The 26,732-nt window shown below is 55.2% G+C and carries 22 protein-coding genes; 3 read left to right on the plus strand and 19 right to left on the minus strand.

What is annotated here, in order from left to right:
- Positions 1–30: 30 nt before the first annotated feature.
- The 11 genes from fmt to E1757_RS12585 form a co-directional block, all read right to left on the minus strand.
- Positions 31–978 carry a methionyl-tRNA formyltransferase gene (fmt, locus tag E1757_RS12535; protein ID WP_165972091.1) on the minus strand — a complete coding sequence of 316 codons (948 nt, stop codon included), beginning with the start codon at positions 976–978 and terminating at the stop codon, positions 31–33.
- The gene (gene def, locus E1757_RS12540) at positions 975–1,454 is read right to left on the minus strand and encodes a peptide deformylase (RefSeq protein WP_133228302.1); all 480 of its coding nucleotides are present in this window, start codon (positions 1,452–1,454) and stop codon (positions 975–977) included. Before def ends, fmt begins: the two co-directional genes overlap by 4 nt.
- Before the next feature lie 201 nt (positions 1,455–1,655).
- Positions 1,656–4,289 carry a primosomal protein N' gene (gene priA / locus E1757_RS12545; protein WP_133228305.1) on the minus strand — a complete coding sequence of 878 codons (2,634 nt, stop codon included), beginning with the start codon at positions 4,287–4,289 and terminating at the stop codon, positions 1,656–1,658.
- Complete coding sequence (coaBC, locus tag E1757_RS12550; protein ID WP_133228307.1) at positions 4,289–5,500, minus strand: bifunctional phosphopantothenoylcysteine decarboxylase/phosphopantothenate--cysteine ligase CoaBC; 1,212 nt, start codon at positions 5,498–5,500, stop codon at positions 4,289–4,291. The genes priA and coaBC overlap by 1 nt, the downstream gene beginning before the upstream one ends.
- A gap of 63 nt (positions 5,501–5,563) precedes the next feature.
- Entirely contained in the window at positions 5,564–5,779 is a 216-nt protein-coding gene (gene rpoZ / locus E1757_RS12555) for a DNA-directed RNA polymerase subunit omega (RefSeq protein ID WP_133228310.1), read from the minus strand.
- Positions 5,780–6,400, minus strand: a complete 621-nt coding sequence (gene gmk / locus E1757_RS12560) for a guanylate kinase (protein WP_133228313.1) — start codon at positions 6,398–6,400, stop codon at positions 5,780–5,782.
- On the minus strand, positions 6,390–6,650 hold the full coding sequence (gene remA / locus E1757_RS12565; protein ID WP_009672664.1) for an extracellular matrix/biofilm regulator RemA: 261 nt from the start codon (positions 6,648–6,650) through the stop codon (positions 6,390–6,392). The genes gmk and remA overlap by 11 nt, the downstream gene beginning before the upstream one ends.
- Positions 6,651–6,709: 59 nt before the next feature.
- Positions 6,710–7,591 (minus strand): YicC/YloC family endoribonuclease, encoded by an 882-nt coding sequence (locus E1757_RS12570; RefSeq protein WP_133228316.1) that lies wholly within the window; start codon positions 7,589–7,591, stop codon positions 6,710–6,712.
- A gap of 39 nt (positions 7,592–7,630) precedes the next feature.
- Positions 7,631–9,550, minus strand: a complete 1,920-nt coding sequence (locus E1757_RS12575; protein ID WP_133228319.1) for a bifunctional homocysteine S-methyltransferase/methylenetetrahydrofolate reductase — start codon at positions 9,548–9,550, stop codon at positions 7,631–7,633.
- A 33-nt stretch (positions 9,551–9,583) separates the two neighbouring features.
- Positions 9,584–10,426: a diaminopimelate epimerase gene (gene dapF / locus E1757_RS12580; protein WP_133228322.1), complete on the minus strand. Its 843-nt coding sequence runs from the start codon at positions 10,424–10,426 to the stop codon at positions 9,584–9,586.
- Positions 10,427–10,596: 170 nt separating this feature from the next.
- On the minus strand, positions 10,597–13,383 hold the full coding sequence (locus tag E1757_RS12585) for a calcium-translocating P-type ATPase, SERCA-type (RefSeq protein ID WP_133228325.1): 2,787 nt from the start codon (positions 13,381–13,383) through the stop codon (positions 10,597–10,599).
- A 243-nt stretch (positions 13,384–13,626) separates the two neighbouring features.
- Here E1757_RS12585 and E1757_RS12590 point away from each other — a divergent pair, with 243 nt between their 5' ends.
- Positions 13,627–15,462, plus strand: a complete 1,836-nt coding sequence (locus tag E1757_RS12590) for an Rqc2 family fibronectin-binding protein (protein WP_133228329.1) — start codon at positions 13,627–13,629, stop codon at positions 15,460–15,462.
- Positions 15,463–15,760: 298 nt separating this feature from the next.
- Here E1757_RS12590 and E1757_RS12595 read toward each other — a convergent pair whose 3' ends face one another.
- On the minus strand, positions 15,761–17,260 hold the full coding sequence (locus E1757_RS12595; RefSeq protein ID WP_133228332.1) for an IMP dehydrogenase: 1,500 nt from the start codon (positions 17,258–17,260) through the stop codon (positions 15,761–15,763).
- A 188-nt stretch (positions 17,261–17,448) separates the two neighbouring features.
- On the opposite strand from E1757_RS12595, the gene E1757_RS12600 reads away from it, so the two are divergent.
- Positions 17,449–17,685, plus strand: coding sequence for a hypothetical protein (locus tag E1757_RS12600; protein ID WP_133228335.1), 237 nt, complete (start codon positions 17,449–17,451; stop codon positions 17,683–17,685).
- A 195-nt stretch (positions 17,686–17,880) separates the two neighbouring features.
- Here E1757_RS12600 and E1757_RS12605 read toward each other — a convergent pair whose 3' ends face one another.
- The 4 genes from E1757_RS12605 to E1757_RS12620 form a co-directional block, all read right to left on the minus strand.
- The gene (locus E1757_RS12605; RefSeq protein WP_133228339.1) at positions 17,881–18,756 is read right to left on the minus strand and encodes a PHP domain-containing protein; all 876 of its coding nucleotides are present in this window, start codon (positions 18,754–18,756) and stop codon (positions 17,881–17,883) included.
- A 52-nt stretch (positions 18,757–18,808) separates the two neighbouring features.
- On the minus strand, positions 18,809–19,720 hold the full coding sequence (locus E1757_RS12610; RefSeq protein ID WP_133228342.1) for a selenium metabolism-associated LysR family transcriptional regulator: 912 nt from the start codon (positions 19,718–19,720) through the stop codon (positions 18,809–18,811).
- Between the two features lie 93 nt (positions 19,721–19,813).
- Positions 19,814–20,251, minus strand: a complete 438-nt coding sequence (locus E1757_RS12615) for a hypothetical protein (protein WP_133228345.1) — start codon at positions 20,249–20,251, stop codon at positions 19,814–19,816.
- A 404-nt stretch (positions 20,252–20,655) separates the two neighbouring features.
- Positions 20,656–20,922, minus strand: a complete 267-nt coding sequence (locus E1757_RS12620; protein WP_133228349.1) for a YlbG family protein — start codon at positions 20,920–20,922, stop codon at positions 20,656–20,658.
- 52 nt (positions 20,923–20,974) lie between these two features.
- Here E1757_RS12620 and E1757_RS12625 point away from each other — a divergent pair, with 52 nt between their 5' ends.
- Entirely contained in the window at positions 20,975–22,003 is a 1,029-nt protein-coding gene (locus E1757_RS12625; RefSeq protein WP_133228352.1) for an asparaginase, read from the plus strand.
- A gap of 66 nt (positions 22,004–22,069) precedes the next feature.
- Here E1757_RS12625 and E1757_RS12630 read toward each other — a convergent pair whose 3' ends face one another.
- The 3 genes from E1757_RS12630 to E1757_RS12640 all read right to left on the minus strand — a co-directional run bounded on the left by E1757_RS12630 (position 22,070) and on the right by E1757_RS12640 (position 26,437).
- A complete protein-coding gene (locus tag E1757_RS12630; protein ID WP_133228355.1) occupies positions 22,070–22,528 on the minus strand; it encodes a YlbF/YmcA family competence regulator in 459 nt (152 codons plus the stop codon).
- 76 nt (positions 22,529–22,604) lie between these two features.
- Complete coding sequence (locus E1757_RS12635) at positions 22,605–24,674, minus strand: helicase-associated domain-containing protein (RefSeq protein WP_165972092.1); 2,070 nt, start codon at positions 24,672–24,674, stop codon at positions 22,605–22,607.
- A complete protein-coding gene (locus tag E1757_RS12640) occupies positions 24,671–26,437 on the minus strand; it encodes a DNA repair helicase XPB (RefSeq protein ID WP_133228360.1) in 1,767 nt (588 codons plus the stop codon). Before E1757_RS12640 ends, E1757_RS12635 begins: the two co-directional genes overlap by 4 nt.
- Positions 26,438–26,732: the final 295 nt, after the last annotated feature.

Raw genomic sequence — 26,732 nt, forward strand, 5'->3', positions numbered from 1 at the left:
ATGCCTCCGCTCTTCCTCCGGCTGCCGGGATCAGCCGAGTACCACTCCCGCGTTCATCTGGCCGCCACGGGCAAATTGTCCGGCATCCATCGTTTTTTTGCCGGCAGGCTGCAGCTCCGTAATCGTAATCAGCCCGCTGCCGGTCGCCACCTGGATGCCTCCGTCGCCGACGGCGACAACCGTACCGGCCGCCGGGCTAGCTTGTCCGTCCGGCGCTTGATCCGGCTCCGGCTTGGCACACGACCATATTTTCAATACATCGCCGTTCCACAGCGTATAAGCGCCCGGACGAGGATGCAGCCCTCTCACCTTGTTCCAGACCGCTTCAGCCGGCTCATTCCAGTCAATCCGCTCCTGCTCGCGGGTAATATTCGGCGAATAGACCGCTTCGGCGTCGTTTTGCGGTACGGCCTGCACCGTTCCCGCCAGCAGTCCCGGCAGCGTTGCCTTCAACAGCTGCGCTCCGGCCAAGCTCAGCTTATGAAACATCGTGCCGGTCGTATCCGCATCCTCGATCGGCACCTCGATCCGGCTGATCATATCGCCGGTATCGAGCCCTTCCGCCATGTACATGATCGTTACGCCGGTCACCGCATCGCCGTTCATGACGGCATAATGGATCGGCGCTCCGCCGCGGTACTTGGGCAGCAGCGAGGCATGAACGTTAATGCAGCCCAGCTTCGGCAGCTCCAGCACCGATTTCGGCAAAATTTGGCCGTAGGCGGCGCTCACGATCAAATCGGGCTGCAGCGCTCTGACCGCCTCTACCGATTCCGGCCGGCGCAGACGCTCCGGCTGCAGCACCGGTATGCCGTGCCGTTCCGCTTCCACCTTGACCGGCGTAGGCGTCAACAGCCGTTTGCGACCGACAGGACGGTCCGGCTGCGTGACGACCCCGACCACCTGCTCGCCGCTTTCGATTAAAGCGAGTAAAGAAGGCACGGCGAAATCCGGCGTGCCCATAAAAACGATTCTCATGCTTCACCGCCCTTAGGGTCGATGCGATATACTTTTTCCGCCAGATCCGTATACAGCACGCCGTTAAGATGATCCACCTCATGCAGAATGCAGCGCGCCAGCAGCTCCGTGCCCTCAATGACAATTTCGTTGCCGTCGCGATCGAGCCCTTTGACCACAACGCGCTCCGCACGACGGACGTCGCCGTTCAGGCCCGGAATGCTCAAGCAGCCCTCGGGTCCGAACTGCTCGCCTTCCGTTTCGATCACCTCCGGATTGATCAGCTCGATTAAACCGTGATCATCGCCGACATCCATCACAATCACCCGCTTCAAAATACCGATCTGCGGGGCGGCCAGACCGACGCCCTCCGCGTCGTACATCGTATCGGCCATATCCTTGAGCAGTTTATGAATGTTTGCATTTATTTTCGTTACAGGCTTGCTTTTTTCCCGAAGCACCGGGTCCGGATCTTTCACAATCAATCTAATAGCCATCGGTTTCCACACCTTCCTGATAAAAAAGTTCATATGCCTTCAACGGGATCACGTGCAGCATGCACGCGATTCCATCCGAGATCATGCCGTAACTCCGATTTATGACAAAAAGACTTTATATATATTCATATGATGCCGGTTCATGGCGGGTGTTCTTTAATAAATGCGATTCTGTCGCGTATCGACTGCCGAAATTCGCGGTTACATCAGCACCTGCGGATCCACATCAATGCTGATCGTCAGCTTGTGCTGTTTTTCCATATCCTCAAACGCGGCCGCAGCCTGCCGGACAAGACCCGAAATGGATGCTTCCCCCCGATATTTTATCATGCATTGGAACCGATATCTATCTTTGATGCGGGCGATCGGCGAGGCCACCGGACCTAATATTTCGACAGGCAGCGGGGCGAGCGATTTCGCCAGCTCCTTCAGCCGGGCCGCCAGCGATTCCGCCGTCCGCATCAGCAAAGGAATCTGCTCATGAGATAAAGTAATCAGAATAAGCCGGTGAAACGGCGGATATTCATGGAGCTTGCGCAGCGTCATTTCCTTGTTTATAAACGATTTATAATCGTGCCTGCTGGCGCTTACGATACTGTAATGCTCTGGCGCATACGTTTGTACGAACACTTCGCCCGGCAGCTCGTGGCGTCCGGCGCGTCCGGCCACCTGCGTGAGCAGCTGGAACGTCCGCTCCGCCGCCCGGAAATCCGGCAAATTCAGCACCGTATCCGCAGCCAGGGCGCCGACGAGCGTTACATGCGGGAAATCGAGCCCTTTCGCAACCATTTGCGTGCCCAGCAGCACATCGGCCTGACGGTTGCGGAACATCGTCAACCATTTTTCATGGGAGCCTTTTTCCGTCGTCGTGTCGACATCCATCCGGATGACCCGGATTCCCGGAAACAGCTTGCCCAGCTCTTCCTCCACCCGCTGCGTGCCGGTACCGAAATGGCGGATATGCTCGCTGCTGCAGCTCGGACAAACCGTCACCTCGCGTTCGGCATAGCCGCAATAGTGGCAGCGAATGGCGCGCGAGCTTTGATGAAACGTCAGCGAAATATCGCAATGCGGGCACTGCGCGACATAGCCGCATGTGCGGCACATGACGAAGGTCGAGTAACCGCGGCGGTTCAGCAGCAATACGGTCTGCTCTTTCTTGTGTAACCGTTCTTCAATCGCTTTATACAGCGAGCGGCTGAACATCGACCGGTTCCCTTCGCGGAGCTCCTCCCGCATATCGATGATATGTACCCTTGGAAGCGGCCGGCCCTCGACGCGGTTGTGCATGGTCAGCAGCTCGATCGCGGCGCCTTGCGGCTGCAGCGGCGCTTCGTTTGACGGCGCGTCGGCCTGTACAGACGGATGCAGCCCGGCAGCAGAAACGGCGGCTGCCGCATCATTCAGGCGATTCCCGCCTGCGGCCCCAGACGGCGTTCCCGTCAGGGACGGCTGCCGCATCGTACCGTACATGCTCTCCAGCGACGGCGTTGCCGAGCCGAGAACCACGACGGCCCGGTGCTGTACGGCACGGGCCACCGCTACGTCTCGTGCATGGTATTTGGGACTCTCCTCCTGTTTGTAGGACGATTCATGCTCTTCATCGATAATGATAAGCCCGATCCGTGTAAACGGAGCGAATATCGCCGAGCGCGCGCCGATGACGACACGAACCTGCTTCAACATAATTTTGCGCCATTCGTCATAGCGTTCGCCATGCGATAACCGGCTGTGCAGCACGGCCACTTGATCGCCGAACCGTCCCTTGAACCGCTCGACCATTTGCGGCGTCAAAGAAATTTCCGGAACAAGCACGATCGCTTCCCTGCCCAGGTCCAGGCATGTCTGGATCGACTGCAGGTAAACCTCCGTCTTGCCGCTGCCGGTCACGCCGTGCAGCAGAAACACTTGATGCCGCTCATCCTGAACCGCCTCCGATATACGGCCGAATACATGCCGCTGCTCAGGCATTAACGCTAGCGGCTCGGTTCGCCGGAAGCTCCGCTGCGCATAAGGATCGCGGAACACCTCCACCTCCTCGATCGCCAGCCAGCCTTTTTCCGCCAAGCTTTTGACGGTCCCCGCGCTTGTCCCAAGCTCATGCAGCAGCTCGGACAGCTTGATCGGGAACGGATGCTCCGCCAAATAGCGGAGCACTTCCTTTTGCTTGGCCGAACGGGCAGGAAGCTCCTCCGCCCGCTGCAGCAGCTGTGCAGGCTGATCCGGCGGGATAACGGTCAACACTTTTTTGGCCGCCATCCGGTCTTTGATCATTTGCACCTCCAGCAAAAGCCCCTCGAGCATCAGCTGCTTGACCAAGCCTCCGTTCGCCGCGAATTTTTGCAGCAGCGCTCCGATTTCTACCGTTCCTTTTTCACGGACATAACGCAATATGTCAAGCTGTTCCGGAAGGAGCAGCAGATGCTGCCCGCCGGAGCCGCCGACGTTCGTCCCAGCGCTGCGTCCATCCGCCGCATGCTCCGCCACTTTGACATGCCGTTCGTATTTCGCTTTTAATGCACCCGGAATCATCGCCTGCAGCGCCGTTATTTCATGGCATAAATACGTTTGACTGATCCAGCGGGCCAGCTCTACGAGATCTGGAGTCAACGGCGGGTATACGTCCATCACCTCGGCAATCGGCTTCACCTTTGCGGGATCGTAGTCGACCTGGGTGCGGATGTCCACCACGAAGCCCTGGAGCTTGCGCGGGCCGAACGGGACGCCGACCCGGCTTCCGACCGCTACCCATTCGCGCATCGGTTCGGGAATCCAATAGTCGAACGCGCGATTCGTTTGTTTCGCAGGGACATCCACAATGACTTTTGCGTACATCAGTTCGCCCCTTCTCCTCTCCCGATCCGTTCCGCAACCAGATTCAACAGTTCCCGGGCCACGCCTTGCTTGGTCATGACAGGCAGCGCCTGGACCAAGCCGTTTTTATCATAGATGCGCACGACATTCGTATCCGTTCCGAAGCCGGCCCCTTCCTGCGTTACATCGTTGGCGACAAGCAGATCGCAGTTTTTGCGCTGCAGCTTGTCCATTGCATATTCATCGATCCGTTCGGTTTCGGCCGCAAAGCCGACCACGAATTGCGTCGTTTTCATGCTTCCGATTGTCTGTAGGATATCGGGGTTTTTGACCAAGGTTAGCGTCATTTCTTCCGATTTTTTCTTGATCTTTTGCCGAGCCTGCTCGGCAGGCCGGTAATCGGCTACCGCCGCAGCCTTGATGACAACATCGGCATCGGCCAGTCGTTCGAGCACGGCCTTCATCATATCGTGGGCCGATTCGATCGAAACGACCTTAACGCCCCGGGGAACAGGCGCAGTCGCCTTTCCGGCGATCAGCGTCACCTCAGCGCCCATATCGCGTGCGGTTTCCGCAATAGCGTAGCCCATCTTGCCGGATGAATCGTTCGTTAAAAACCGGACCGGATCGATTCGTTCAACCGTACCGCCCGCCGTAACGAGCACTTTTTTGCCGCTCAGCTGGCCTTGCTCCGAAAAAAAGCGGCGGATCGCCTCTACAATTTGCTCCGGTTCCTCCAGCCTGCCTTTGCCGACATATCCGCACGCAAGCTGACCCGTGCCCGGCTCCACGAACAGAACGCCCCGGTCGGCCAATGTCTGCATATTGGCCATGACCGCCGGATGGGCGTACATATGAACGTTCATGGCCGGCGCGACAATCACCGGTGCGGTGGCGGCCAGCAGCGTCGTGCTCAACATATCGTCGGCCAGTCCATGCGCCATTTTACCGATAATATTGGCCGTAGCCGGCACAATGACGATCAGGTCGGCCCGGTCGGCCAGATCGATATGGGATACGACCGAAGCATCCTTTTCATCGAAGGTGTCGACAATCACATCGTGCCGTGAAAGCGTCTGAAACGTTAACGGCGCGATAAAGCGGGTAGCGGATTCGGTCATGATCACGCGTACCTCAGCCCCCGCTTGAACCAGCTTGCTGCAAAGCGCGGCCGCTTTATATGCGGCAATCCCTCCGCTGACGCCAAGTACGATCGTTTTATTGCGAAGCATTTTCCGATACACCCCCATTATTGAGAAAAAAATAACAACCACGAGGGTTGTTGTTGGAGAAAGTTACTTTACAATTTCTTTGGCCGGCAGCTTCTCGTAAGAGATGTGATCCTCAAAAATCTCTTCCAAAGCAAGACCGACATACTTGTGCGAAACCTTGTTGCGAACTTCCGATTTGGCTCCGTCACGAAGCAATCTCGCGCGTTTGGCCGCCGCAACGACCAACGAATATTTGCTGTCGACTTTACCCAGCAGCTTGTCGATTGAAGGGTATAACATTTATTTCACCTCTGCCATCCATTGTTTAATTTTGCTGACTACTCGATCTTTGCGGCAATGCTCGGCGACAATAATCGATTGTATCCGGGAACAAGCATGCTCGACATGATCATTTACAATAGCATAATCGTAATGCTCCATCAAGCGGATCTCGTCCATTGCAACCGACATGCGGGTGCGAATCGCGTCCTTGGATTCCGTTCCGCGCCCGACAATACGGTTTTCCAGCTCATCCATCGATGGCGGCAGCAGGAAAATATAGACGCCTTCGGGAAACGTTTGCTTTACTTTTAACGCGCCCTGCACTTCGATTTCCAAAATGATATCTTTGCCTGTGCTCAGCGTGTCCTCTACAAATTTGCGCGGAGTTCCGTAATAATTGCCGACATATTCCGCCCATTCCAGCATCTGGTTGTCCTGGATCAGCTGCTGGAATTGTTCCCTTGACTTAAAAAAATAATTCACGCCCTCCGTTTCGCCCTCGCGAGGAGCCCGTGTCGTCGCAGAAACGGAATAAACCAAATCGGGCGCGCATTGCCTGAGCGCTTTGCAAACCGTACCTTTGCCGACACCGGAAGGGCCTGATAAAACGATTAAAATCCCTCTATCCTTACTCGTCATGATCATCGTCCTTATTGGAAAGTCGATGGGCCACCGTTTCAGGCTGAACCGCAGATAAAATCACATGGTCGCTGTCCGTAATAATGACGGCTCTTGTGCGTCGTCCGTAAGTGGCGTCGATCAGCATGTGACGGTCGCGCGCCTCCTGAATAATCCGTTTAATCGGAGCCGACTCCGGACTGACGATGGAAATGATCCGGTTGGCGGATACAATATTCCCGAAACCGATATTGATAAGTTTGATAGCCATCTATTTTCCTCCCACAGGCTTGCCAAGGCAATGCCGTTTCGTAGCATGAATGCATGTCGTTACTCGATATTTTGAATTTGTTCTCTCATCTTCTCAAGCTCCGCCTTCATCTCGACGACCAGCGCCGTAAGTCCGGCATGGTTGGCTTTGGACCCGATCGTATTGACCTCACGATTCATCTCCTGAACGAGAAAATCAAGCTTGCGTCCGACCGGCTCCGAAGAATCGAGCTGCTGTCTGTACTGCAGAAGATGGGATTGCATTCTGGTCAGCTCTTCATCGACGTTCACCCGATCTGCAAAAAGCGCCACCTCGGCTGCAATTCGCGTCTCATCGATGATCGGATGCTCCAGGAGCTCCTGTATACGCGTGCGCAGCCTCACGGAATAGTCCGATACCGACTGCGGGGCAAGCTGCTTCGCCTGTCCAAGATATTGCTCCATCGCATCCAACCGCAGAAGCGCGTCCGTACGCAGATGGCTGCCTTCTCTTTCGCGCATTTGCAGCAATTGTTCGGCCGCTTCGTTGACGCAGTCCAATAGTCCGAGCTCTTTCTGCTCCTCGGTGGCTTCATCGGCTTCCTTCATCGAGATCAGATCGGGAATCCGCAGAAGGTCATGGATCTGCAGCATGCCCTCGAGTCCGAACTTATCCTGCAGCTGTTTGGCTGCCGAGAGGTAGGCTTCCGCCAGCGGCCAGTTCAATTGTGCCGTCTGGCGGGTCGAGGCTTCGCGTTCGACGGTTACGAACAGATCTACACGGCCCCGTTTGATCTGCTGCTGCAGCGTGCGCTTCAGCAAATCTTCATATTTCAGCCATTCGCGGGGCATCCTTACAATAACCTCGCAATAGCGGTGATTGACCGACTTAAGGTCCATTTGCACGCTATAGCCAGCAAACAGGCGATTTGCTTGTCCGAATCCGGTCATACTGCGAATCATGGCATTATCACATCCATTAACCTATTCTAATCCATTTTGCTAGTGGGTACAAGTGGAAATCGCTCTCCCAGATTTTTCCCATACATAGCGGGTCAGATCGGCCGTCATCTCATAGGAAAGGAAAGGCGTCATCAAGTAAATTCCGTTAAAATAGCGCATTGCCGTATCCAGCAGTTCCTTCGAAATTTGCACGCCCATCGCCCGGCCTTCTTCGCCCTTCAAGCTGCCCATGCGCTGTCTTACCTCGTCGGACAATTGAATGCCCGGCACCTCGTTATGCAAATATTCCGCATTGCCGCCGCTGGCCAAGGGCATAATTCCAATAAATATCGGAATGCTCAAATGCTTGGTCGCTTCATATATTTTCTCGACCAGCGCCGCATCATACACCGGCTGGGTCATAATGTAATCGGCACCCGCCTCGATCTTTCTCTCCAAACGCTGTACCGCTTTATCCAAATATTTGACATTCGGATTGAAGGCCGCACCTACGATGAAGCTCGCTCTCTTCTTCAACGGCTTGCCGGAAAAAGCGACCCCCTCGTTAAGCTGTTTGATCATCCGGATCATCTCGAACGAGGTTAAATCGTAAACCGAGCTGGAGCCCGGCAAATCGCCGAAGCGCGCCGGATCTCCGGTTACCGCCAGCACATGATCGATGCCGAGCGTATGCAGTCCCATCATATGCGACTGCGTTCCGATCAGATTGCGGTCGCGGCAGGCAATGTGGATAAGCGGGCGCAGTCCGGTCTGCTCTTTGACCAGATAGCCCAGCGCCAAGTTGCTCATGCGGGTGACGGCCAAGGAATTGTCCGCCATTGTCAGCGCGTCGACATGAGCTTCCTTCAACGCCCGGGCGCCCTTCATAAATTTATCGATATCCAAATCGCGCGGCGGGTCCAATTCGACGATGACCGTATGGCGCTGCTTAACCAAATCGACGATATTCGGTTCATTCGCCCCGTCAGGTTTAGCGGACGGCGCCGGTTGTGCCAACACTTCCGCCGCCGGTTGAACCGGCTCCCGTTCAGGCAGTACGGCCGCTCCGGCTGACGTCGGCTGCGAACGGTCCGCACGTGCGGGGCCCGGGCTGTAGCCGGCGAGCGCCCTGGACATCGCGGCGATATGCTCCGGCGTCGTGCCGCAGCATCCGCCTATGATTCGCGCCCCCAGATCGGCGAATTTCAATGCCGTTTCGGCAAAATATTGCGGCGTTGCCGCATACGTAAACCGTCCGTCGACATAATCGGGTATGCCTGCGTTCGGAAATATCGAGTAAGGGAGCTCTCCTCCGATTGCGGCCACCCTTTCGAGCGAGCGCAGCAAACCGTTGGGACCGCTGCGGCAGTTGAAGCCGACGACATCCGCACCGTTCTGCTCCAGCTTGGCAAACGCATCCTGCAGCGTTACTCCGTCCTGCGTCGTCCCCGTCCCTTCGGTCGCGAACTGGCAAATGACCGGGAGTGAACTGAGCTTGCGGATAATTTTTAACGCCAGCAGCAGCTCCTCAAGATCGTAAAACGATTCCAGCAGCAGCCCGTCCACCTGCGTGTCCAATAAAATTTCGATTTGCTGCCGCAAATCGTCTTTGATTTTGGCAGTCCGGAAGTTTTTGCGGCGGCCTGCGCGGATCGAGCCGATGGCGCCGACCACGTAGGCGTCGCGGCCGACCGCTTTGCGCGCCAGCTCGACGCCGGCACGGTTAATCGCTTCGATATCTTCTTCGAGTCCGTACTTCGACAGCTTTTCCCGGTTCGCGGAAAATGTGTTCGTTTCGATCAACCGCGCACCGGCTTCATAATAGCGGCGATGGACGTCAACGATGACGTCGGGCTTCAACAGGTTCAATTCCTCATATGAAATGCCGACCGGAAATCCCATTTGGTACAAGTAGGTCCCCATAGCTCCGTCACCGACAATGATTTGTTGACGGAGCGCTTCTCTTAACTCAAGCTTCATCCTCTTCCGTCCCCCTTATTCCATTACTGATCTTTATAACGTTACCGATCCGGTATACACTTGCTCTGCCGGTCCTGTCATGTACACATGATTGTCCGCTTCGTTCCATTCGATAAACAAATCGCCGCCCTTAAGGGAAACGATTGCCGTTCTATCCGACAAGCCGTTCAATACCGAAGACACCAATGTCGCGCACGCCCCGGTTCCGCACGCCAGCGTCGGTCCCGCTCCCCGTTCCCACACGCGCATGTCCATCGCACCGCGCGATTTCACCGTTGCGAATTCCACATTGACGCGGCGCGGAAACATCGGATGCGATTCGAGCTTGGGCCCCCATACGGCCAGCTCGAACGATTGCGCGTCATCCACATAAATGACGCAATGCGGATTCCCCATCGAAACTGCGGTAAAGCGGAAATTCCGGCCATCCACTTCGATCGGATAATCGATCACACGTTCCTGATCGACCGCTGTCGGCACCAGCTTTCCCTGCAGCACCGGCTCCCCCATATCGACGCGCACGGCCGTTACTTTACCGTCCGCGATCGTGAGCTGAACCTGCTGCGCTCCCGCTCCCAGCGTTTCCACCGAAAGCCCGGTGCGCGAACTATCGATCAATTGATGCTCGTATATATATTTGGCGACGCAGCGGATCGCATTGCCGCATTGTTCGGATTCCGAACCGTCGGAATTTATAATTCGCATTTGATAATCGGCGATTTCCGAAGGCAGTATATAAACTAATCCATCCGCCCCGATCCCGAAAAAACGGCTGCACAACCGGACGGCAAGCTCGCTTGCGTCAGACGGCAGCTCATGCTCGCCCGCTACGATTATAAAATCGTTTCCCAGCCCGTGCATTTTTGTAAAATTCATCGTCTCTCTCCTGCTTTCGCGCTTATTCGTTCCTTTGGTTTAGCCATTATCATAACGCAAAACGACATGCATGCATAGTTTTTCCGCAAAATTTTAACCGATTTATACGGAAAATGCAAAAAGCCCGCCAGCAGGGCGCTTCCCCTCTGAACGGGCTGATGCGGCATCGGCTAGCGGGTAACCGGCTTGGCGCTGCCGTAGCGGATTTGCTTGCGTTTGGCCGGGCGGCTCATGACGCTGCCCAATCCCATTAAGAACGTCGGGATTCCGGCAAATACGAGCACGATGATCCAATCCTTCCAGCCGAGCGGAACCGTTTTGAAAATCGGCTGCAGCTGATCGATGTACAGCACCGCAAGCATCAAGATAAGCGATGAAATAACCGCCAGCACCAGGTAGCCGTTTTGCAGCGGGTTGCGGTGAAATATCGAACGCGAGCTGCGGCAGTCGAAAACATGGATCAGCTGCGCCATGACCAATGTCGCGAAAGCGACCGTCTGCGCCTGAACCAAAGCGGCGGCATCGCCCTTCGGCCCCTGCTGCAGCACGATCCAGAAGGCAGCCAGCGTGCAGAAGCCGATGAGCAGACCGCGGCTTATAATTTTCCAGCCAAGCCGGCGGGCAAATATATTTTCACGGGAGCCGCGGGGCTTTTGCTGCATCAAGTCTTTTTCGGCCTGGTCGACGCCGAGCGCCATTGCCGGCAAGCCGTCCGTCACCAGATTGACCCATAAAATCTGAATCGGAATAAGCGGCAGCGGCAACCCGGCCATCATCGCCAGAAACATCGTCATAATTTCACCGACGTTGGAAGCGAGCAAATAGCGGATGAATTTGCGGATATTTTCATAAATGCCGCGCCCCTCTTCAATCGCCGCGACAATGCTCGCAAAATTGTCGTCGCTCAATACAAGGGAGGACGCTTCCTTGGTCACATCCGTACCATTGATGCCCATCGCGATTCCGATATCCGCCGCTTTGACGGCCGGAGCGTCGTTCACGCCGTCACCGGTCATCGCCACGACATGGCCGTTGCGCTGCAGCGACTTGACGATGCGCAATTTATGCTCAGGCGAGACGCGCGCGTATACATATGTATCCTCTACGCGCTGATCCAGCTCCTCGTCGCTCAGCTGGTTCAGCTGCTGGCCGTTTAAAGCAAGGCCGCCGGCTGCCGGGAAAATCCCCAGCTGCTTGGCAATCGCTTCCGCCGTCCCCTGATGGTCTCCGGTGATCATGACCGTCTTGATGCCTGCCCTGCGGCATTGGGATATAGCATCCCGCACTTCCTTGCGCGGCGGATCGATCATGCCGGTCAGACCGATGAAGACGAGACCCAGCTCGACTTCCTCCTCGTCCGAGCTGCGGTCGCTAATTTTCAAATCGCGGTAGGCGAGACCGAGTACGCGCAGCGCATTTTTGGCCATGCCCTCGTTGGCGGCCAGCACCTTCTGCTTCAAAGTGGGAGTAAACGGAATGACCCTGTCATCCCATAGAACATAGCAGCACTGCTGGAGCAGCACATCGGGCGCTCCTTTGGTGCATACCGTCCGGCCGCCCTGGTGCTCGACGAGCACGGACATTCGTTTGCGTTCGGAGTCAAACGGAAACTCACCGATACGGTGATATAAGCCATCCATCGATTGCTGCGTCACTCCGGCTTTGGCGCCAAGCACGACCAGCGCGCCCTCCGTCGGATCGCCTTTAATGCTCCATTGGCTGCCAGGCTCTTCGACCGGCTGTTTTTTGCGCCGGACCTCCGGCTTTTCTTCGACCAACATCGCGTTGTTGCACAGCACAGACACTTGCAGCAGCCGCCGCAGCATTTGGTTGTTGCGAATATTGACATGTTTGCCGCCGCTCGTAATTTCGCCGTGCGGATCGTAGCCGTCCCCGCTCACTTCCAATATATGTCCGCCAAGCCACAGGTGAGTGACGGTCATTTTATTTTGCGTCAGCGTGCCTGTCTTATCGGAGCAAATAACCGAAGCGCAGCCGAGCGTTTCCACCGAGGGCAGCTTCCGCACAATCGCTTTGCGCTGGATCATCCGCTGCACGCCCAACGCCAGCGCGATCGTTACGATCGCCGGCAAGCCTTCCGGAATGGCGGCGACCGCCAGGCTGACGCCAGCCAGAAACATGCCGTACGGCTCCTGCCCGTGAACGATCCCGGCGACGACCACCACGACGGTCAACGCCAACGCGACGATGATCAATATTTTGCCGAGCTGCTCCAGCCGATGCTGCAGCGGCGTTTCCATCGACTCGGTGCTTTGGATCAGGTCGGCGATTTTTCCCATTTCCGTGCTCATGCCGGTTCGCACAATGATCCCCTTGGCCGTTCCCCGCGTCACCATCGTCCCCATAAAGCCCAGGTTTCGCTGGTCGCCCAGCGGCACTTCCTCGCCATCCAAAGCGTTCGTATGCTTGTTGACCGGCACGGATTCGCCCGTTAAAGCCGATTCCTCCGCATACAAGCTGTTGGCGTCGATAAATCGGAGATCGGCCGGAACACGGTCGCCGCTCTCCAAAAAGACCACATCGCCCGGAACGAGCTCGCGCGCGGGTATTTGGCTGAGAACCCCGTCGCGCAGCACTTTAGCGTTAGGCGCCGACAGCTCTTTCAACGCGCGCAGCGACCGCTCCGCCCGGAATTCCTGGACGAATCCGAGAATGCCGTTCATAATAATGATGGCGACAATCGTAATGGCGTCCAAATATTCACCGAGCAGCCCCGAAATGAGCGTCGCGCCCATCAGCACAAGCACCATAAAATCTTTAAACTGATTCAAAAACAAGGCAACCGGCGATACTTTCGCCCCTTCGGAGAGCTCGTTGCGCCCATGCTCGTCCAGCCGTTTCCGCGCCTCTTCAGACGACAGCCCTTTTGACGGATGAATTTGCTGCGATTGCATGATTTCCTCCGCCGTCATCTGGTACCACTTTTTCTGACTCATCTGCTCATTCCCTCCCAAAAGGATCAGACACTTGAACAACCTCTCGAATCCAATGTATTCAGACAAGCCAAGAAATAGCACCGGAACGGAACAAAGCGCCCCAAAAGAGACGTGCGGGTCCACCAAACGGGAGAACGGACTTAAGTTTTTGACCGAAATATGGCATGATAGTAAGGAACCTTATCCGGCGTTCATTCATTTTAAGTATGCAAATTAAACAGATTAAGATTGGAGTTGTACATCATGTCGTTAGACGGTCTCGTCGTCCACAGCCTTGTGCGGGAACTGCAGGCTTGCGTGGGCGGCCGAATCAATAAAGTACATATGCCCACGCACAATGATATCGTACTGCAGCTGCGCGCCCAGGGACGCAATTTGAAGCTGCTGCTGTCTGCAAACCCTACATATCCGCGGGTCCATCTGACCGAGCAAGCGTATACCAACCCGCTCGAAGCGCCCATGTTTTGCATGCTGCTGCGCAAGCACTGCGAGGGCGGCGTCATCGAAAGCATCGCGCAGCCGGGACTGGAGCGCGTCATTCGGCTGCAGGTACGCCAGCGCGACGAGCTCGGCGATGTCAGCAGCAAAACAATCGTGGTCGAAATTATGGGCAGGCACAGCAATATTATATTGCTTGATCCGGCGACGGGCACGATCATTGACGGCATTCATCATGTGACGCCGGCGATCAGCAGCTACCGGATCGTTATGCCGGGCAGCGCTTATACCGCTCCGCCCGAGCAGCACAAGAACCATCCGTTCCATACGGACAAGGAACGGTTCATCGCCGTGCTAACGCAGCCCGACGACGCAACCGGCCAGGAAGACGATGATCGGCGGGTCGTGGCGAAGCGGACCGCAGCGCCGGATTCGCGGGAAGCCGCATGGGCAAATCGCCTTGTCGCATGCTTCAGCGGGATCAGCCCGCTTGTGGCCAAGGAACTCGTATACCGCGCGCAGCCGCTTTGGCCAGCTTCCGACATGCCTGAGAACCTTAGGCCAGAGAAGGATGCGGCGATTGTGTGGGAGCCTTTCCATACGCTGATCGAGCAGCTTCGATACGACGGCGGCGTTCCGCAAATTTGCGACCAGCCCGATACGGGAAAGCAGTCATTTTCGATTGTCGAGCTGACGCATCTGCACGGCGAAACCAAGCAGTTTGCTTCGGTCAGCGAATGCCTCGAAGCGTTCTACGGCGATAAGGCGGAGCGGGATACAGTCAAGCAGCGCGTATCCGATCTGCTCCGGTTTCTGCAAAATGAGCGCAGTAAAAATGTAAAAAAACTGGAAAAATTGCAAGAAACGTTGGAGGAAGGCCGCGACGCGGATAAATTCCGGATTATCGGCGAGCTGCTCACCGCTTCCATGCATCAAATTCAGAAGGGCGACCCGCAGATCGAGGTGATCAATTATTACGATGAGGAGCAGCGTCCGGTCGTGATCGTCCTGGATCCGCTGCTCACCCCTTCCGAAAACGCGCAGCGCTATTTCAAAAAATATACGAAAAGCAAAAACAGCCTGGTTGTCGTCAAGGAGCAGCTGGAACAGACGCATCAAGAAATCCGCTACCTGAACAGTCTCCTCCAGCAGCTCGGCACCGCTTCGCTCAGCGATATCGAGGAAATCCGCGACGAACTGGTCGAGCAGGGCTATATTCGCGACCGCAGCAAAAAAACGCGCAAAAAGAAATCGAATCTGAAGCCGCAGCTTTCCTGCTTCACGTCAAGCGAAGGCATCGCGATCTATGTCGGAAAAAACAACACGCAAAACGAGTACTTGACGAACCGGCTCGCCCAATCGGCCGACACCTGGCTTCATACGAAGGATATTCCCGGTTCGCACGTCGTCATCCGCAGCGCTCAATTCGGAGATGCGACGCTGCAAGAAGCCGCCCAGTTGGCCGCTTATTTCAGCCAAGCCAAATCGTCGAGCCAAGTGCCGGTCGACTACACGATGATCAAGCATGTCCGCAAGCCGGGCGGTGCCAAGCCGGGCTTCGTCATCTACGACCACCAGAAAACGCTGTATATTACTCCAGACGCCGAGAGCATCAAGCAAATGCCGGTCAGCATCAAGTAGCCCCAAACCAGGATAAACGGCTTCGCCGTCCCTAGGGGACGAGCGCGTTTGTCAAGGTTGTGCGAAGCCAAGTATGAAAAAACTTATACTTGCTATTCAACCAAGGATAAACCGCTTCGCCGTCATCTGGAACGGGCCGGCTTGTCCAGGCAATGAGAAGCGAAGGCATTTAAAACTTACATTTCTGTACAAAGAAACAAGCGGCTTTCCATCCCTCGCACGCTTGCGGGCAAGATGGAAAGCCGCTTGTTTTAAACTCGGATCGTATCGTTACAAGCAGTCGGATGGCCGGATTAAGCTATTCCGCCGACATGTTGTTTTCTTTTAATATAACGTCATGCGCTCCGCCTTCCACGATACTGGTGGCGGAAACGATTGTGATGCGCGCCTTATGTTGAAGCTCCTCGATCGTTTTGGCACCGCAATTGCACATCGTCGATTTGATTTTGCTGTTCGTTTTATCCAAATTTTCCTGCAAGCTGCCCGCATATGGCACATAAGAGTCGACCCCTTCTTCGAACACAAGATCCTGCTTGCCTCCCGTGTCGTAACGCTGCCAATTGCGCGCCCGGTTGGAGCCCTCGCCCCAAAATTCTTTTACAAAATTGTTGCCGACCTTCAGTTTTCGCGTCGGGCTCTCGTCGAAGCGGGCGAAATATCTGCCCATCATGACGAAATCGGCGCCCATCGCGAGCGCTAGCGTAATATGATAATCGTGAACAATTCCGCCGTCCGAACAGATCGGTATATAGATGCCGGTTTCTTCGTAATATTGGTTTCGAGCCTCCGCGACCTCGATCAGCGCCGATGCTTGGCCGCGGCCGATGCCTTTTTGCTCTCTCGTAATGCAGATGGAGCCGCCGCCCACGCCGACCTTAATAAAATCAGCGCCCGCGCCCACCAAATATTGAAATCCTTCCCTGTCCACAACATTGCCCGCTCCGATTTTTACGTCAAAATTCGACTTCACATATTGCAGCGTTTCGTGCTGCCATTCGCTAAACCCATCGGACGAATCGATGACAAGCACATCTACTCCGGCAGCGACCAATGCCGGCACACGCTCCTCGTAATCCTTGGTATTGATGCCGGCGCCGACGATGTAGCTTTTGTTCATATCCAGCAGCTCCTGCGGATTTTCCTTGTGAGCGTCATAATCTTTGCGGAATACGAGAAATTCGAGGTTTTGCCGTTCATCCACAATCGGCAAACAGTTCAGCTTATGCTCCCAGATCAAATCGTTCGCCTCGGATAACGAAATACCGGATTTGCCGTAAACCAGCGACGCGAACGGCGTCATAAATTGTTGAACCGGCTTGTCGAGCGAATCGCGGCTGACCCGGTAATCCCGGCTTGTGACAATGCCCAGCAGTTTGCCTTTAGGAGTCCCGTCATCGGTTATCGCTACCGTGGAATGCCCCGTTTCGTCCTTCAAATTCAGCACATCCTTAAGCGTATGAGCGGGGGTCAGATTGGAGCGGCTTACGACAAAGCCCGCCTTGTAGCTTTTCGCTTTGCGCACCATCGCCGCTTGCTCCTCCACCGGCTGGGAGCCGAAAATAAACGAGATTCCGCCGCAGCGGGCTAATGCGACCGCCATATTGTGGTCCGATACGGACTGCATCACCGCCGAAGCAAACGGAATATTCAATGAAACGGCCGGCTTTTCCCCGCGTTTGAATTTAACGATCGGCGTCTTCAGACTGACATTGGCAGGCGTACAATCCTTCTTCGTCAGGTTGGGCAGCAATAAAAATTCGCTGAACGTCCGGGACGGTTCCAAATAATAATAAGCCATTGAATTAATCCTCCTCAAAATTGGAATTGACAAGTCGGCAGCACCATTGCGGGCTGCGCTCTCCGGGTAAATTTTTACAATCATACCACACGGTTTGCCTTTACGGCAATCCCTTATTGACATACCGGGTTGACGTACCGGACAAGTTCCATAATAATAGTCATAGCAACTAGTTTGGAGGTGCTGATGTGGATCAAAATATCGAAACCTTGATCGATTTATTCGACAAGTATACCGATGAGCAGATTGCGGATTTGTCTGATTTTACTTACGAAAACCGTACGATGACTCGAGATGAAACATTAATTATCGTCTCTACAATCCGGGCGTCGCGAACCGCGAGAGGTTATATTAACGGCGGCAGAACCCGCCGTTCGGACAGCCCGGCTCCTGCAGGCCAGGGCCAGGGCACGACCCCCTCATAATGCGGCTTCTTAAAGAAAAGACTTGTTGTGAACGCATGATTCCTTTTATTAGCAACCAGCGTTCGCAGGCGAATTAAAAATGACGGGCAAGCCGAAAATGGGCTGCCCGTCATTATTCATATCATTTATTTTTCATGTCATCCAATCCGGCGCAACTTGCTGCATCGGACTTCCGCGGTCGGAGCGGAGCGTTCTCTAGCCCTGGAGGAGCTTATTCGAACTTCTCCCGCCCGCCTGCGCCAGCTGCCCAAGCTGCTCCACGACGGATATGTCCACCTTGCGCGCCCCAACCGGAGCATGGAAAACGACGCCGCCCCGCTCTCCGTGAAAATCGGAGCCGCCGGTCGCAATCAGTCCGAACCGCTCGGCAATTCGGCGGTAATGCTCCTCCTGCTCCGGCGTATGGTCGGAGTGATATACCTCCAGGCCGGCCAGCCCCCGCTCGGCAAGCTGACCGATCAGCTCGTCCTGTCCGTACAAGCCCGGATGGGCCAATACCGGCACACCGCCGGCCTCCCGTATCCATTCAACGGCGGTGAACGGCTCGATCCGCGGCGGATTCACATATGCCGCCGCCCCTTTGCCCAAATAGCGTTCGAACGCTTCCGCCGTCGAGGCGATGTAGCCTTTTTTCATCAACGCACCGGCGATGTGGGGTCTGCCGACCGTCTCGTCCGCTTTCTTCGACCCTTGCAATGAAGCTGTAACATCCTCCATCGTAAGACTGAGCCCGAGCTCATTCAACCGCTCAATGATCATCCGGTTGCGTTGGTCTCTAACGCCGCGCAGACGGGCGAGCCGCTCCAGCAGATGCGGATCGCAGGGGTCGATCCAATAGCCGAGCACGTGAATGTCCTGCCCCTCCGCGACAGTGCTGATTTCGACGCCCGGCACAACCGTCAACCCAAGTCTCTTGCCCGCCTCCAACGCCTCTGCGATACCCGCTACCGTATCATGATCGGTTATCGCTATAGCGGCCAGCCCCGCTTCCGCAGCGAGCTTGACATTGTCGGCCGGCGGCTGCGTTCCATCCGAAGCCGTCGTATGCATATGTAAATCGGCGAATGCCATGGTCGAATCTCCTTTATCATAGTTAATGATTTCACAGTAATGCCCTGAAAGCTTACAGCCATTGACTTAAATCGCGCTCCCGCAAAAACGTTACAAACGTGACCGCCGATATCGGTAAAAGGGTCGAGTTGAGATAAATCGCATAAAAGCTGCGGGAGAAACAGATCTCTTCGATTTTGCGGACTGTCAGCACACCGAGCGCTACTTCGTGCTTCAGCGACGATTGCGACAGGATCGAGATGCCCAGCCCCGCTTCTACGGCCGATTTAACGGCTCCGGTACTGCCCAGTTCGTTGACAATTTTCATCGCTCCGGGATCCCAGCCGGCCCGTGCCAGCTCTTCCTCCATCACTCTGCGCGTGCCGGAGCCTTGTTCCCGCAGCACAAACGGGTATTCAAGCACATCGTTCATCGTCACAACCGGTACTTGAGCCAGAGGATGGTCCGGCGGCATAATCAGAACGAGCTCATCGTTCAGCACGGCCTCCGTGTGAACGTCCGGATGGTCGATCTCGGCCTCGACCAGACCGAAATTAAGCTGATGGTTCAGCACTTCATCCAAAATTTGCCGCGTATTGATCACTTTCATGCTTACCGAAATATTCGGGTACTCTTTGCCGAACGGGCCGAGCAGACGGGGCAATATGTATTCGCCTACGGTCATGCTTGCCCCCAAATGAAGCCGTCCTTCCAGCATATGCGTAAATTTGGACATGCTGACGTCGGTTTCCTTCATCAGATCGATGCTGCGCTTGGCATAAGGCATCAAGGTTCTTCCCGCTTCCGACAGCTCAATCTTTTTGGTCGTGCGGTGGAACAGCTTCGTGCCGAAATAATCCTCCAACGCCTGCACCTGCATCGTCACCGCCGGCTGCGTCATATGAAGCGCTTGCGCTGCATGGGAGAAGCTGCCTTTCTCCGCAACGGTATAAAAAATATGGAGCTGATGAAAATTAAGTGCCATCGCCCGCTTCCCTCCAGCTTACTTGGTAGCCCTATTATAACAAAATAAAAAGGAGCACGCCGCTTTTGCGGACGCTCCTTCGATGAAATTATATTATCTGCGTTTCCGGCTGCTTTTGATCAGTGTCATCCGCCGCGAATGACGCAGCCATGAATAGTACGATTTCAGGTCGCGCAGCTCGATCGTATCGGACATTCTTCCAAGGAAGGTAACGATGACCATACGATGCAGCAGCTTCGAATCCAACGTTTCGGGAACGCCCCACCCGGCAAATTCCGCAACCATGACCATGTCGTCGTCGATCAAGTATACATCTTCGCTATTTTTGTAGTAAGGCTTTATTTGTCCCGCTCTCAGCCTGTCCCATAAATAATCACATATATCGTTAAAGCCCGTTTTCTGGTTTTCCACCCGGTCCGTCCAACGGATACGCGCGTGATTCGTAATCACAATGTCTGCAACGTTCTTATCCCCCAAAGTAACATAGAAAGGCTCGGAGCTGTTGGATCGGTCAATCGTTCTGTCTCTCATAAACCACAACCTCTCACCCATTAAAATAGTACCTTTAACCTATGTACATCCCATACACCCTTTATTTTACTAGATTTAAAAAAGGAATCCAAATAAAATATTCTTTATGATCATGCTAAATTTATCAAAAAAACCGATGACTTTATAACTATTTTCGGGCTGTACTTTGTCGTATAATGGCAAAAGTGCCTGTCCGTGCAGCGCGGTCCGGGGAAAACGGGCCTGCGGCGCAAGCGGCTCCCGTTTCCGCGTGCTGTCGCTTTCTGAATGGTTGAGACACTCGAACCTGCACTTTACTTCATATCAAAAAGAGGCTCCCGCAGTTACGGAAGCCCCATGGATTGCGTATATAATATAATAACGAGCAAACGGCCCAATTTTGAGCTGCGGCGCGAACCGATCGGTCAGACTGTGTAAAATCGGGTTTTATCAGGCATATTACTACTGTATTCCGTTTTTATCTCGTTGCGGTAGGAGCGCTCGACCTTTTTTACGAAGGGCAGCTTTTGCAGCTGCTTGGTCGTTTCGTCCAATTTGGAGGAGTGCACGTACATGGCTGCGTAATGCAGCCTTTTCGAAATAAAATGAACGCTCCCATAGCGTTCCAGATGTTTATTTGCAGCTTTAATGTCACTTACCCAAACGATCAGGCCGCTGCGGTCGGTAAACATGGTTCATACCTTCTTTCCATATAGGGATAAGCGATGAAAGGACGAATTGCGTATGTCACAAATGGTTGTTGAGGCAAGACGCGGCGCGGTGGTCGAGAGCCGGCACCGAGGGCATGTTGCCGTGGTCAATGTAAACCGGGAGCGGATCGCTTATGCCGGAGACCCGGCCTATTATACTTTCGCCCGCTCGACGGCTAAGCTGCTGCAAGCGATTCCACTGCTGGAAGCGGACGGCGATCGGCAGTTTCAGCTGGACGATAAAATGGTCGCGCTTGTGTGCGCCTCCCATAACGGCGAGGATGCGCACGCCGCGCTTGCGAACGAAATACTACAGCGCATTGGACTCGATGAAAGCGCGCTGCGCTGCGGCGTGCACGAGCCGTTCGACCCGGAGACGGCGAATCGGCTGAAAAAGGCCGGCTTGCCTTTTACGCCGCTGCGCAACAACTGCTCCGGCAAACATGCCGGGATGCTCGCGCTGTCCCGCCTGCTCGAACATTCGGGCGCCGGCGTTCCTTATACGTCCATCACTCATCCGGTTCAGCAGCTGATGCTGGATACGGTGTCCGAAATGTGCGGCGTTCCGGTTGAGCAGATAGCGCTAGGCACAGATGGCTGCGGTGTCCCGGTCTTCGCCGTGCCGCTCGAGGCGCTCGCGTACGCCTATGCGCGGCTTGGCAAGCCGGACTCGCTGCCCGGGCAGCGAGCCGAAGCATGCCGGCGGATTATCGGCGCCGTCGCGCGGCAGCCCTACTATGTAGCCGGGAACGAACGGTTCGATACCCGTTTAATCGAAGCAACTCAAGGCCGCATTATCGGCAAAATGGGGGCCGAGGGCATATTCGCCCTCGCCATTCCGGAGCAGGGCTGGGGGATCGCCGTCAAGATCGAGGACGGTTCCTTGCGCGCGTTATACCCGGCTGTCATAGAAACGCTCCTGCAATTAGATATGCTCCGCGAGGAGGAAATTATGCAGCTTCACGAATTCCATCATCCTGTGATCACGAATTGCCACCAAGCGGCTGTCGGCGAAATCCACCCTGTCATCGAGCTGACATGGACCGGGTCCGATCCGCAATAATCGTACCGGTTGCGGTCGAAACCAGGATGCTTGAACTCATGCGGCGCTGCCGCGCTCGCAGCTTCTCTAGCTGCAGCCTCCGCTGCAGCTTCCGCCGCTCGAGCAGCCGCCGGAGGAACAGCTTCCGCCTGCTTGCAGCTCGTTGCCCGGCACCTTGATCGTATCGGACACGCTTTGCGCGATCGTTTGCGAAATCGAGTACAGCAGCTGATCCAACCGCTGCTCCGCTTCTTTATAATGTTTGACGGTTTCCAGACTGTCGAGCTGCTCTTGAATCGCCTTTACCTGATCCAGAGCGGCGTGATAGTCCGGATGAAAATGACCGAACCGCTGGCATTCCTCGAACAGCTCTTTCTTTTTATCAAAAAGCAGGACAAGCTCTCGGACCTTAGGATCTTCGTCCTTGCGCTTCTTCCAATATAAATAATCCGCTGTCTCTACGGAATCGTTAATCATATCTCCCAAGCTGTATGCCTGCATGAGAATGGCAGACATATCTAACGTGTAAGCTTCCGTTACTGCCATAATAGCACCTGCCTCATATTCATCGTAGATTTTCCAGACAAGTCTATCATACCACACATTGTTCACAATTGTTGTATCAATATTTATCAGTAACGCCAGGGACGATGATCTTCATTTCCTGCCATTCCTCGGGAAACAGGCACACCTCTTGAAGCTTCGATTGCTGCAAGCCGGTCATGCTCCATGTGCCCCGCGTATCCTGAAGCTTCCTCGGAGCAATCACTTCGTCGCGGCCGTTGCGGCGGATTTGAAGCGCCGTTTTCCACTCAAGCGCTTTCTCTACCATTTCTCTGCGCGTCGAAGGATGGTAAGTCCGGTAGTCCCTCATCCAACCCTGCGGCACGCCCTGCAGATCGGGATACAGCTCGCGCACCTCCGGGATTCTCGCATCCATCTCGAAATAAATGTGGTTATGGCGGGAGTACAAAAACCCTTTGTCTCCAAGCTGCAGCGGTTCGGCGGCGGGATTCACCCCGTTCCCTGACGAATCATCGCTTGCGTCAATCCGTTCATGGTAGTCGGGCTGACTGATGCCGCCTCGACCGGACGGCGCCGGTCCGCCCGGCTGCAGCAGCTTGCCCGGCATCCAGCCTGCCTTTTCAAGCAGCTCTGTCAATCGTTTGAGCCGATCCGTACGGACCATCCACGCCCGGTCTCCGACCGCCTCAAGCAAGCATTCGGCACTGCCCGGCAGCTTGCTTACAGCCTCGGCCGCTTCAGCGTCCGAGCAGCGGAGCAGCACCGCCTCGACAAGCTGCACTTTGCCGAACGGCTTGGCCCATTGCTCCAGCGTCAGCTTCACATTGTCCGGCAATCCGTAAAGCGCATGCCGTTCCAGAAATTGCAGCGTATCTTCAAGCCTGCAGCCGTTCTCCAGTCCGCGCTGCAGGCTTTCCTTGCTCAGCTTGTAAACCGATACCTGATCGGTCTTAATCCGGTCGGCGAAAGCTGACAGCTGCCAGCGGACGATGTACGGTACGGAAGGTGGCATCAATATTTCAAAATCCGGCTGAACGTAAAACCGCTGCTCCGCATCGTCTTCGTCATCCGCAGCCGGAAGACCGTCATCCGCCGAAGGCCGGGCAAGCCACATATATGCGGCTTCTCCGCCTCCCGCGTGAGCGGATGAGTCCGTTCCCTTCGCCAGCCAGCCGAAGGCGACAAGCGGCTCGAGCCACTGTTGTTCCAGCTGAGACTGCAGCTCCCGGTCAGCGGCGGCATCAGCCTCAAACGGCATACAAATGCCCTGCCTGCGCAGCCATTGCAGCAGTCCGGCAGCGCGAAGCCATATTCCTTCAGGCTGCCTCTCCAGCAGCAGCGCAGCATGCTGAAGCCAGGCCGTCCCCGGAAAAACGATCCGTTTCCAAATAAGGTACAGCCGCTTGTTTTGCTCCCGTTCGTTAAGGACGAGCCAGCCGTTAACCGCTTCTTCCCGCAGACGCAGCTGGTCGCCGCGCTGTTCCACCAGCTCCAGCCGCTGTAAAAATTCCATCATCACCGCGAGCTTTACCGGATAGACGTCGGCATAAGCATATTTCAGCGCGCTTCCTTGAAAGGGCTCGTTTTCGAGCGGCAGCGCATCGAGCCATTTCTGCACTTGCTTTTTATGGAGCGTTCCGTTTTTCGTCAGCTTCATTTCGTTCTGCGCAATGAATACGAGCGTGTGCAGCAGCTGCAAAGCCAGTGCCGGCCCGGATTTGCCGGTGCAGGAAACGGCCGGCGACTCCGCCAGCGGCAGCAGGCGCTCCTCCTCCGCGGATAAAAGCAGCCGCTGCCATAATCCCAGAGCGTCCTCGGCCACCACATAAACATGCTCGCCCCATGATTTCCGGAACATATATATCAAGCCCTTTTTCAGCAAATGAATAAAGCCGACCTTCGCCTCCGCACCTGACATTATATGTGTGGCCAGTCTTTCCAGTCGTGCCCAATCGAAAGGCTCGCAGCCGATCGACACAACGACAATTTGCAGCACCTGCTTTTCACGGACGGACAGCTGATTGAGAACGGCTTCCATAATCGCCGGGTCGCTCCAGATCGACTTTAACGTTTCCCCCCGCAGCAGCCATGGCGCATAGACCGGTTCCGCTTCGATCCGCGCCTTCAGCTCCTGCGGCATTTTGCTTAAATAGAACGTATTGTTCATATCAACCCCGCCTCCATTCCCGAATGTAACTCCGGCCATGAAACCGCCGCCGCTTGATCGTTGACAGAAATGCGGCTCGGCTCACGCTCCGACAGCGGCCATTCCTCGATTCGGTAGCTGTATCCTTGTTCGATCAAAAACAGCTGGCGGTTCAGCGCGAATTCCTGCTCTTTCGTATCGGCCGCTACAATGGAATAAAAATAAGCTTCGTTGGCATTCGACTTGGGACGGAGAATACGCCCCAATCGTTGGGCTTCTTCCTGGCGGGAGCCGAAGCTGCCGGAAATTTGAATCGCCACCGAGGCGTCAGGAAGATCGACGGCAAAATTGGCTACCTTGGACACAACAAGGGTAGTCAGCTCCCCGCGGCGGAAGCGGTTATACAGCTCCTCGCGCTGCTCATGCGGCATTTGGCCGGATATGATGGGGGCTTCCAGCTCCCGCGCGACCAGCTTCAGCTGCTCCAAATATTGCCCGATAATAATCGTCTGCTCACCTGCATGCTTGTCCAGCAAACTGCGGATCACCCCGAGCTTGGCGCGGCTTGTACTGGCCGCCCGCATCTGCTGCCGCGGTTCGGCTGAGGCATAGGAGTCACGTTCTTCGGATGAGAGCGGAACGCGGATTTCCGTACAGCCGACCGTCGCAATCCATCCCTTTTGCTCCAATTCCTTCCAGGGTACTTCGTACCGCTTCGGTCCGACCAGCGAAAATACATCCTCCTCCCGGCCGTCCTCGCGAACAAGCGTTGCAGTCAGTCCCAGTCTGCGTGTCGCCTGAATATCGGCGGTTACCCGAAATACCGGGGCAGGCAGAAGATGCACCTCGTCATAAACAATAAGCCCCCAATCGCGCTTGTTGAACAAATCCATATGCACAAACAGATCGTCCTTCGATTTGCGGTATGTCAATATTTGATAGGTGGCGATCGTGATCGGACGGACGTCTTTTTTCAAGCCCGTATACTCGCCGACCATATCCTCGGTCACATCCGTTTTTTCCAATATTTCGCGCTTCCATTGATTGACCGACGTCGTATTTGTCGTAAGAATCAAGGTGGCGCAGTTCAGCTTGCCCATCGCCGCGATGCCGATAATCGTTTTCCCCGCGCCGCAGGGCAGCACAAGCACACCGCTCCCCCCCAAATGACTGCCTTCCCGATAAAACGAATCGACAGCCGACGTCTGATAATCGCGCAGCCGAAACGCATTATGGTCCGAATCGTCCTGCTTGAGCCTGATGGGCAGCTCCTCGCCGCGCGAATAGCCTGCCAAATCCTGAACCGGAAAACCGAGCTTGATCAGCTCCTGCTTCAGCACGCCCCGATATCTGGACGAAAACCGCAGCGTTTGCGAATCGACCTGGCACAAGCCGTAGGAGCGCAGCGTTCGAAATGAACACATTTCTTTAATCGCCTCGACATCGTCGGAAATCAGCAGCAGATCGTCGCCCAAGCTCTCCATTCTGACAAGTCCGTACCGTTCCACGAACCGCTGAATATCATGCTTGATCGAGTGAGGCACTCCGAATTTGGCATACTTCTCCAAAAAATCGGTTATTTCCGCCGTCGACATCCCCGCCGCTGCCGCATTCCATAACGATAAGGCGGTCATTCGGTAGGTATGAATATGCTCGGGCGTTTTAACCAGATCCGCAAACCGGGCCAAACCGATGCGTACCCTTTCGAAGTCCGGATGCCGCACCTCCAATAAAACCGTAAAATCGCTTTGTACGATCAGCGGGCGTTTCTGGTCCATTTTCATGTTGTTCCCTCCTCGTATAATCAGTTTAGAAGCTCATTTTGAGCGAATTTCCAGTTGATCCGGACAACGGGAAAGAGCCTAAATGAATTTCCAATATATAAGTGATGGTGGCACCTCTACTTGATGGGGGATGTGGGCGTAGCCGAACCCGTACCGCAGCCCGAAGGGCGAGGAACGGAAGTCGGGGAAGCGAAGCCTTCTTCCTTCCACTCCAATCGATCCGGACGATCAGAGAGCCCCACCTTCACTTGGAGAAAGCCCCGGTTTCCTCGTCCACATGGTTTTGTTTCACCCC

Origin of the sequence: Paenibacillus piri (assembly GCF_004354045.1) — a bacterium.
GTDB lineage: Bacteria > Bacillota > Bacilli > Paenibacillales > NBRC-103111 > Paenibacillus_S > Paenibacillus_S piri.

What these genes read in the sequence shown, in the direction of transcription:
- def (WP_133228302.1), bottom strand. Translation starts at nt 1,454, where the DNA reads ATGGCTATTAGATTGATTGTGAAAGATCCGGACCCGGTGCTTCGGGAA.
- coaBC (WP_133228307.1), bottom strand. Translation starts at nt 5,500, where the DNA reads ATGCTTCGCAATAAAACGATCGTACTTGGCGTCAGCGGAGGGATTGCC.
- E1757_RS12570 (WP_133228316.1), bottom strand. Translation starts at nt 7,591, where the DNA reads ATGATTCGCAGTATGACCGGATTCGGACAAGCAAATCGCCTGTTTGCT.
- E1757_RS12605 (WP_133228339.1), bottom strand. Translation starts at nt 18,756, where the DNA reads ATGGCATTCGCCGATTTACATATGCATACGACGGCTTCGGATGGAACG.
- E1757_RS12615 (WP_133228345.1), bottom strand. Translation starts at nt 20,251, where the DNA reads ATGAGAGACAGAACGATTGACCGATCCAACAGCTCCGAGCCTTTCTAT.
- E1757_RS12590 (WP_133228329.1), top strand. Translation starts at nt 13,627, where the DNA reads ATGTCGTTAGACGGTCTCGTCGTCCACAGCCTTGTGCGGGAACTGCAG.
- E1757_RS12630 (WP_133228355.1), bottom strand. Translation starts at nt 22,528, where the DNA reads ATGGCAGTAACGGAAGCTTACACGTTAGATATGTCTGCCATTCTCATG.
- E1757_RS12620 (WP_133228349.1), bottom strand. Translation starts at nt 20,922, where the DNA reads ATGTTTACCGACCGCAGCGGCCTGATCGTTTGGGTAAGTGACATTAAA.
- E1757_RS12625 (WP_133228352.1), top strand. Translation starts at nt 20,975, where the DNA reads ATGTCACAAATGGTTGTTGAGGCAAGACGCGGCGCGGTGGTCGAGAGC.
- E1757_RS12610 (WP_133228342.1), bottom strand. Translation starts at nt 19,720, where the DNA reads ATGGCACTTAATTTTCATCAGCTCCATATTTTTTATACCGTTGCGGAG.
- priA (WP_133228305.1), bottom strand. Translation starts at nt 4,289, where the DNA reads ATGTACGCAAAAGTCATTGTGGATGTCCCTGCGAAACAAACGAATCGC.
- E1757_RS12640 (WP_133228360.1), bottom strand. Translation starts at nt 26,437, where the DNA reads ATGAAAATGGACCAGAAACGCCCGCTGATCGTACAAAGCGATTTTACG.
- dapF (WP_133228322.1), bottom strand. Translation starts at nt 10,426, where the DNA reads ATGAATTTTACAAAAATGCACGGGCTGGGAAACGATTTTATAATCGTA.
- E1757_RS12575 (WP_133228319.1), bottom strand. Translation starts at nt 9,550, where the DNA reads ATGAAGCTTGAGTTAAGAGAAGCGCTCCGTCAACAAATCATTGTCGGT.
- fmt (WP_165972091.1), bottom strand. Translation starts at nt 978, where the DNA reads ATGAGAATCGTTTTTATGGGCACGCCGGATTTCGCCGTGCCTTCTTTA.
- gmk (WP_133228313.1), bottom strand. Translation starts at nt 6,400, where the DNA reads ATGACGAGTAAGGATAGAGGGATTTTAATCGTTTTATCAGGCCCTTCC.
- rpoZ (WP_133228310.1), bottom strand. Translation starts at nt 5,779, where the DNA reads ATGTTATACCCTTCAATCGACAAGCTGCTGGGTAAAGTCGACAGCAAA.
- E1757_RS12585 (WP_133228325.1), bottom strand. Translation starts at nt 13,383, where the DNA reads ATGAGTCAGAAAAAGTGGTACCAGATGACGGCGGAGGAAATCATGCAA.
- E1757_RS12595 (WP_133228332.1), bottom strand. Translation starts at nt 17,260, where the DNA reads ATGGCTTATTATTATTTGGAACCGTCCCGGACGTTCAGCGAATTTTTA.
- remA (WP_009672664.1), bottom strand. Translation starts at nt 6,650, where the DNA reads ATGGCTATCAAACTTATCAATATCGGTTTCGGGAATATTGTATCCGCC.
- E1757_RS12635 (WP_165972092.1), bottom strand. Translation starts at nt 24,674, where the DNA reads ATGAACAATACGTTCTATTTAAGCAAAATGCCGCAGGAGCTGAAGGCG.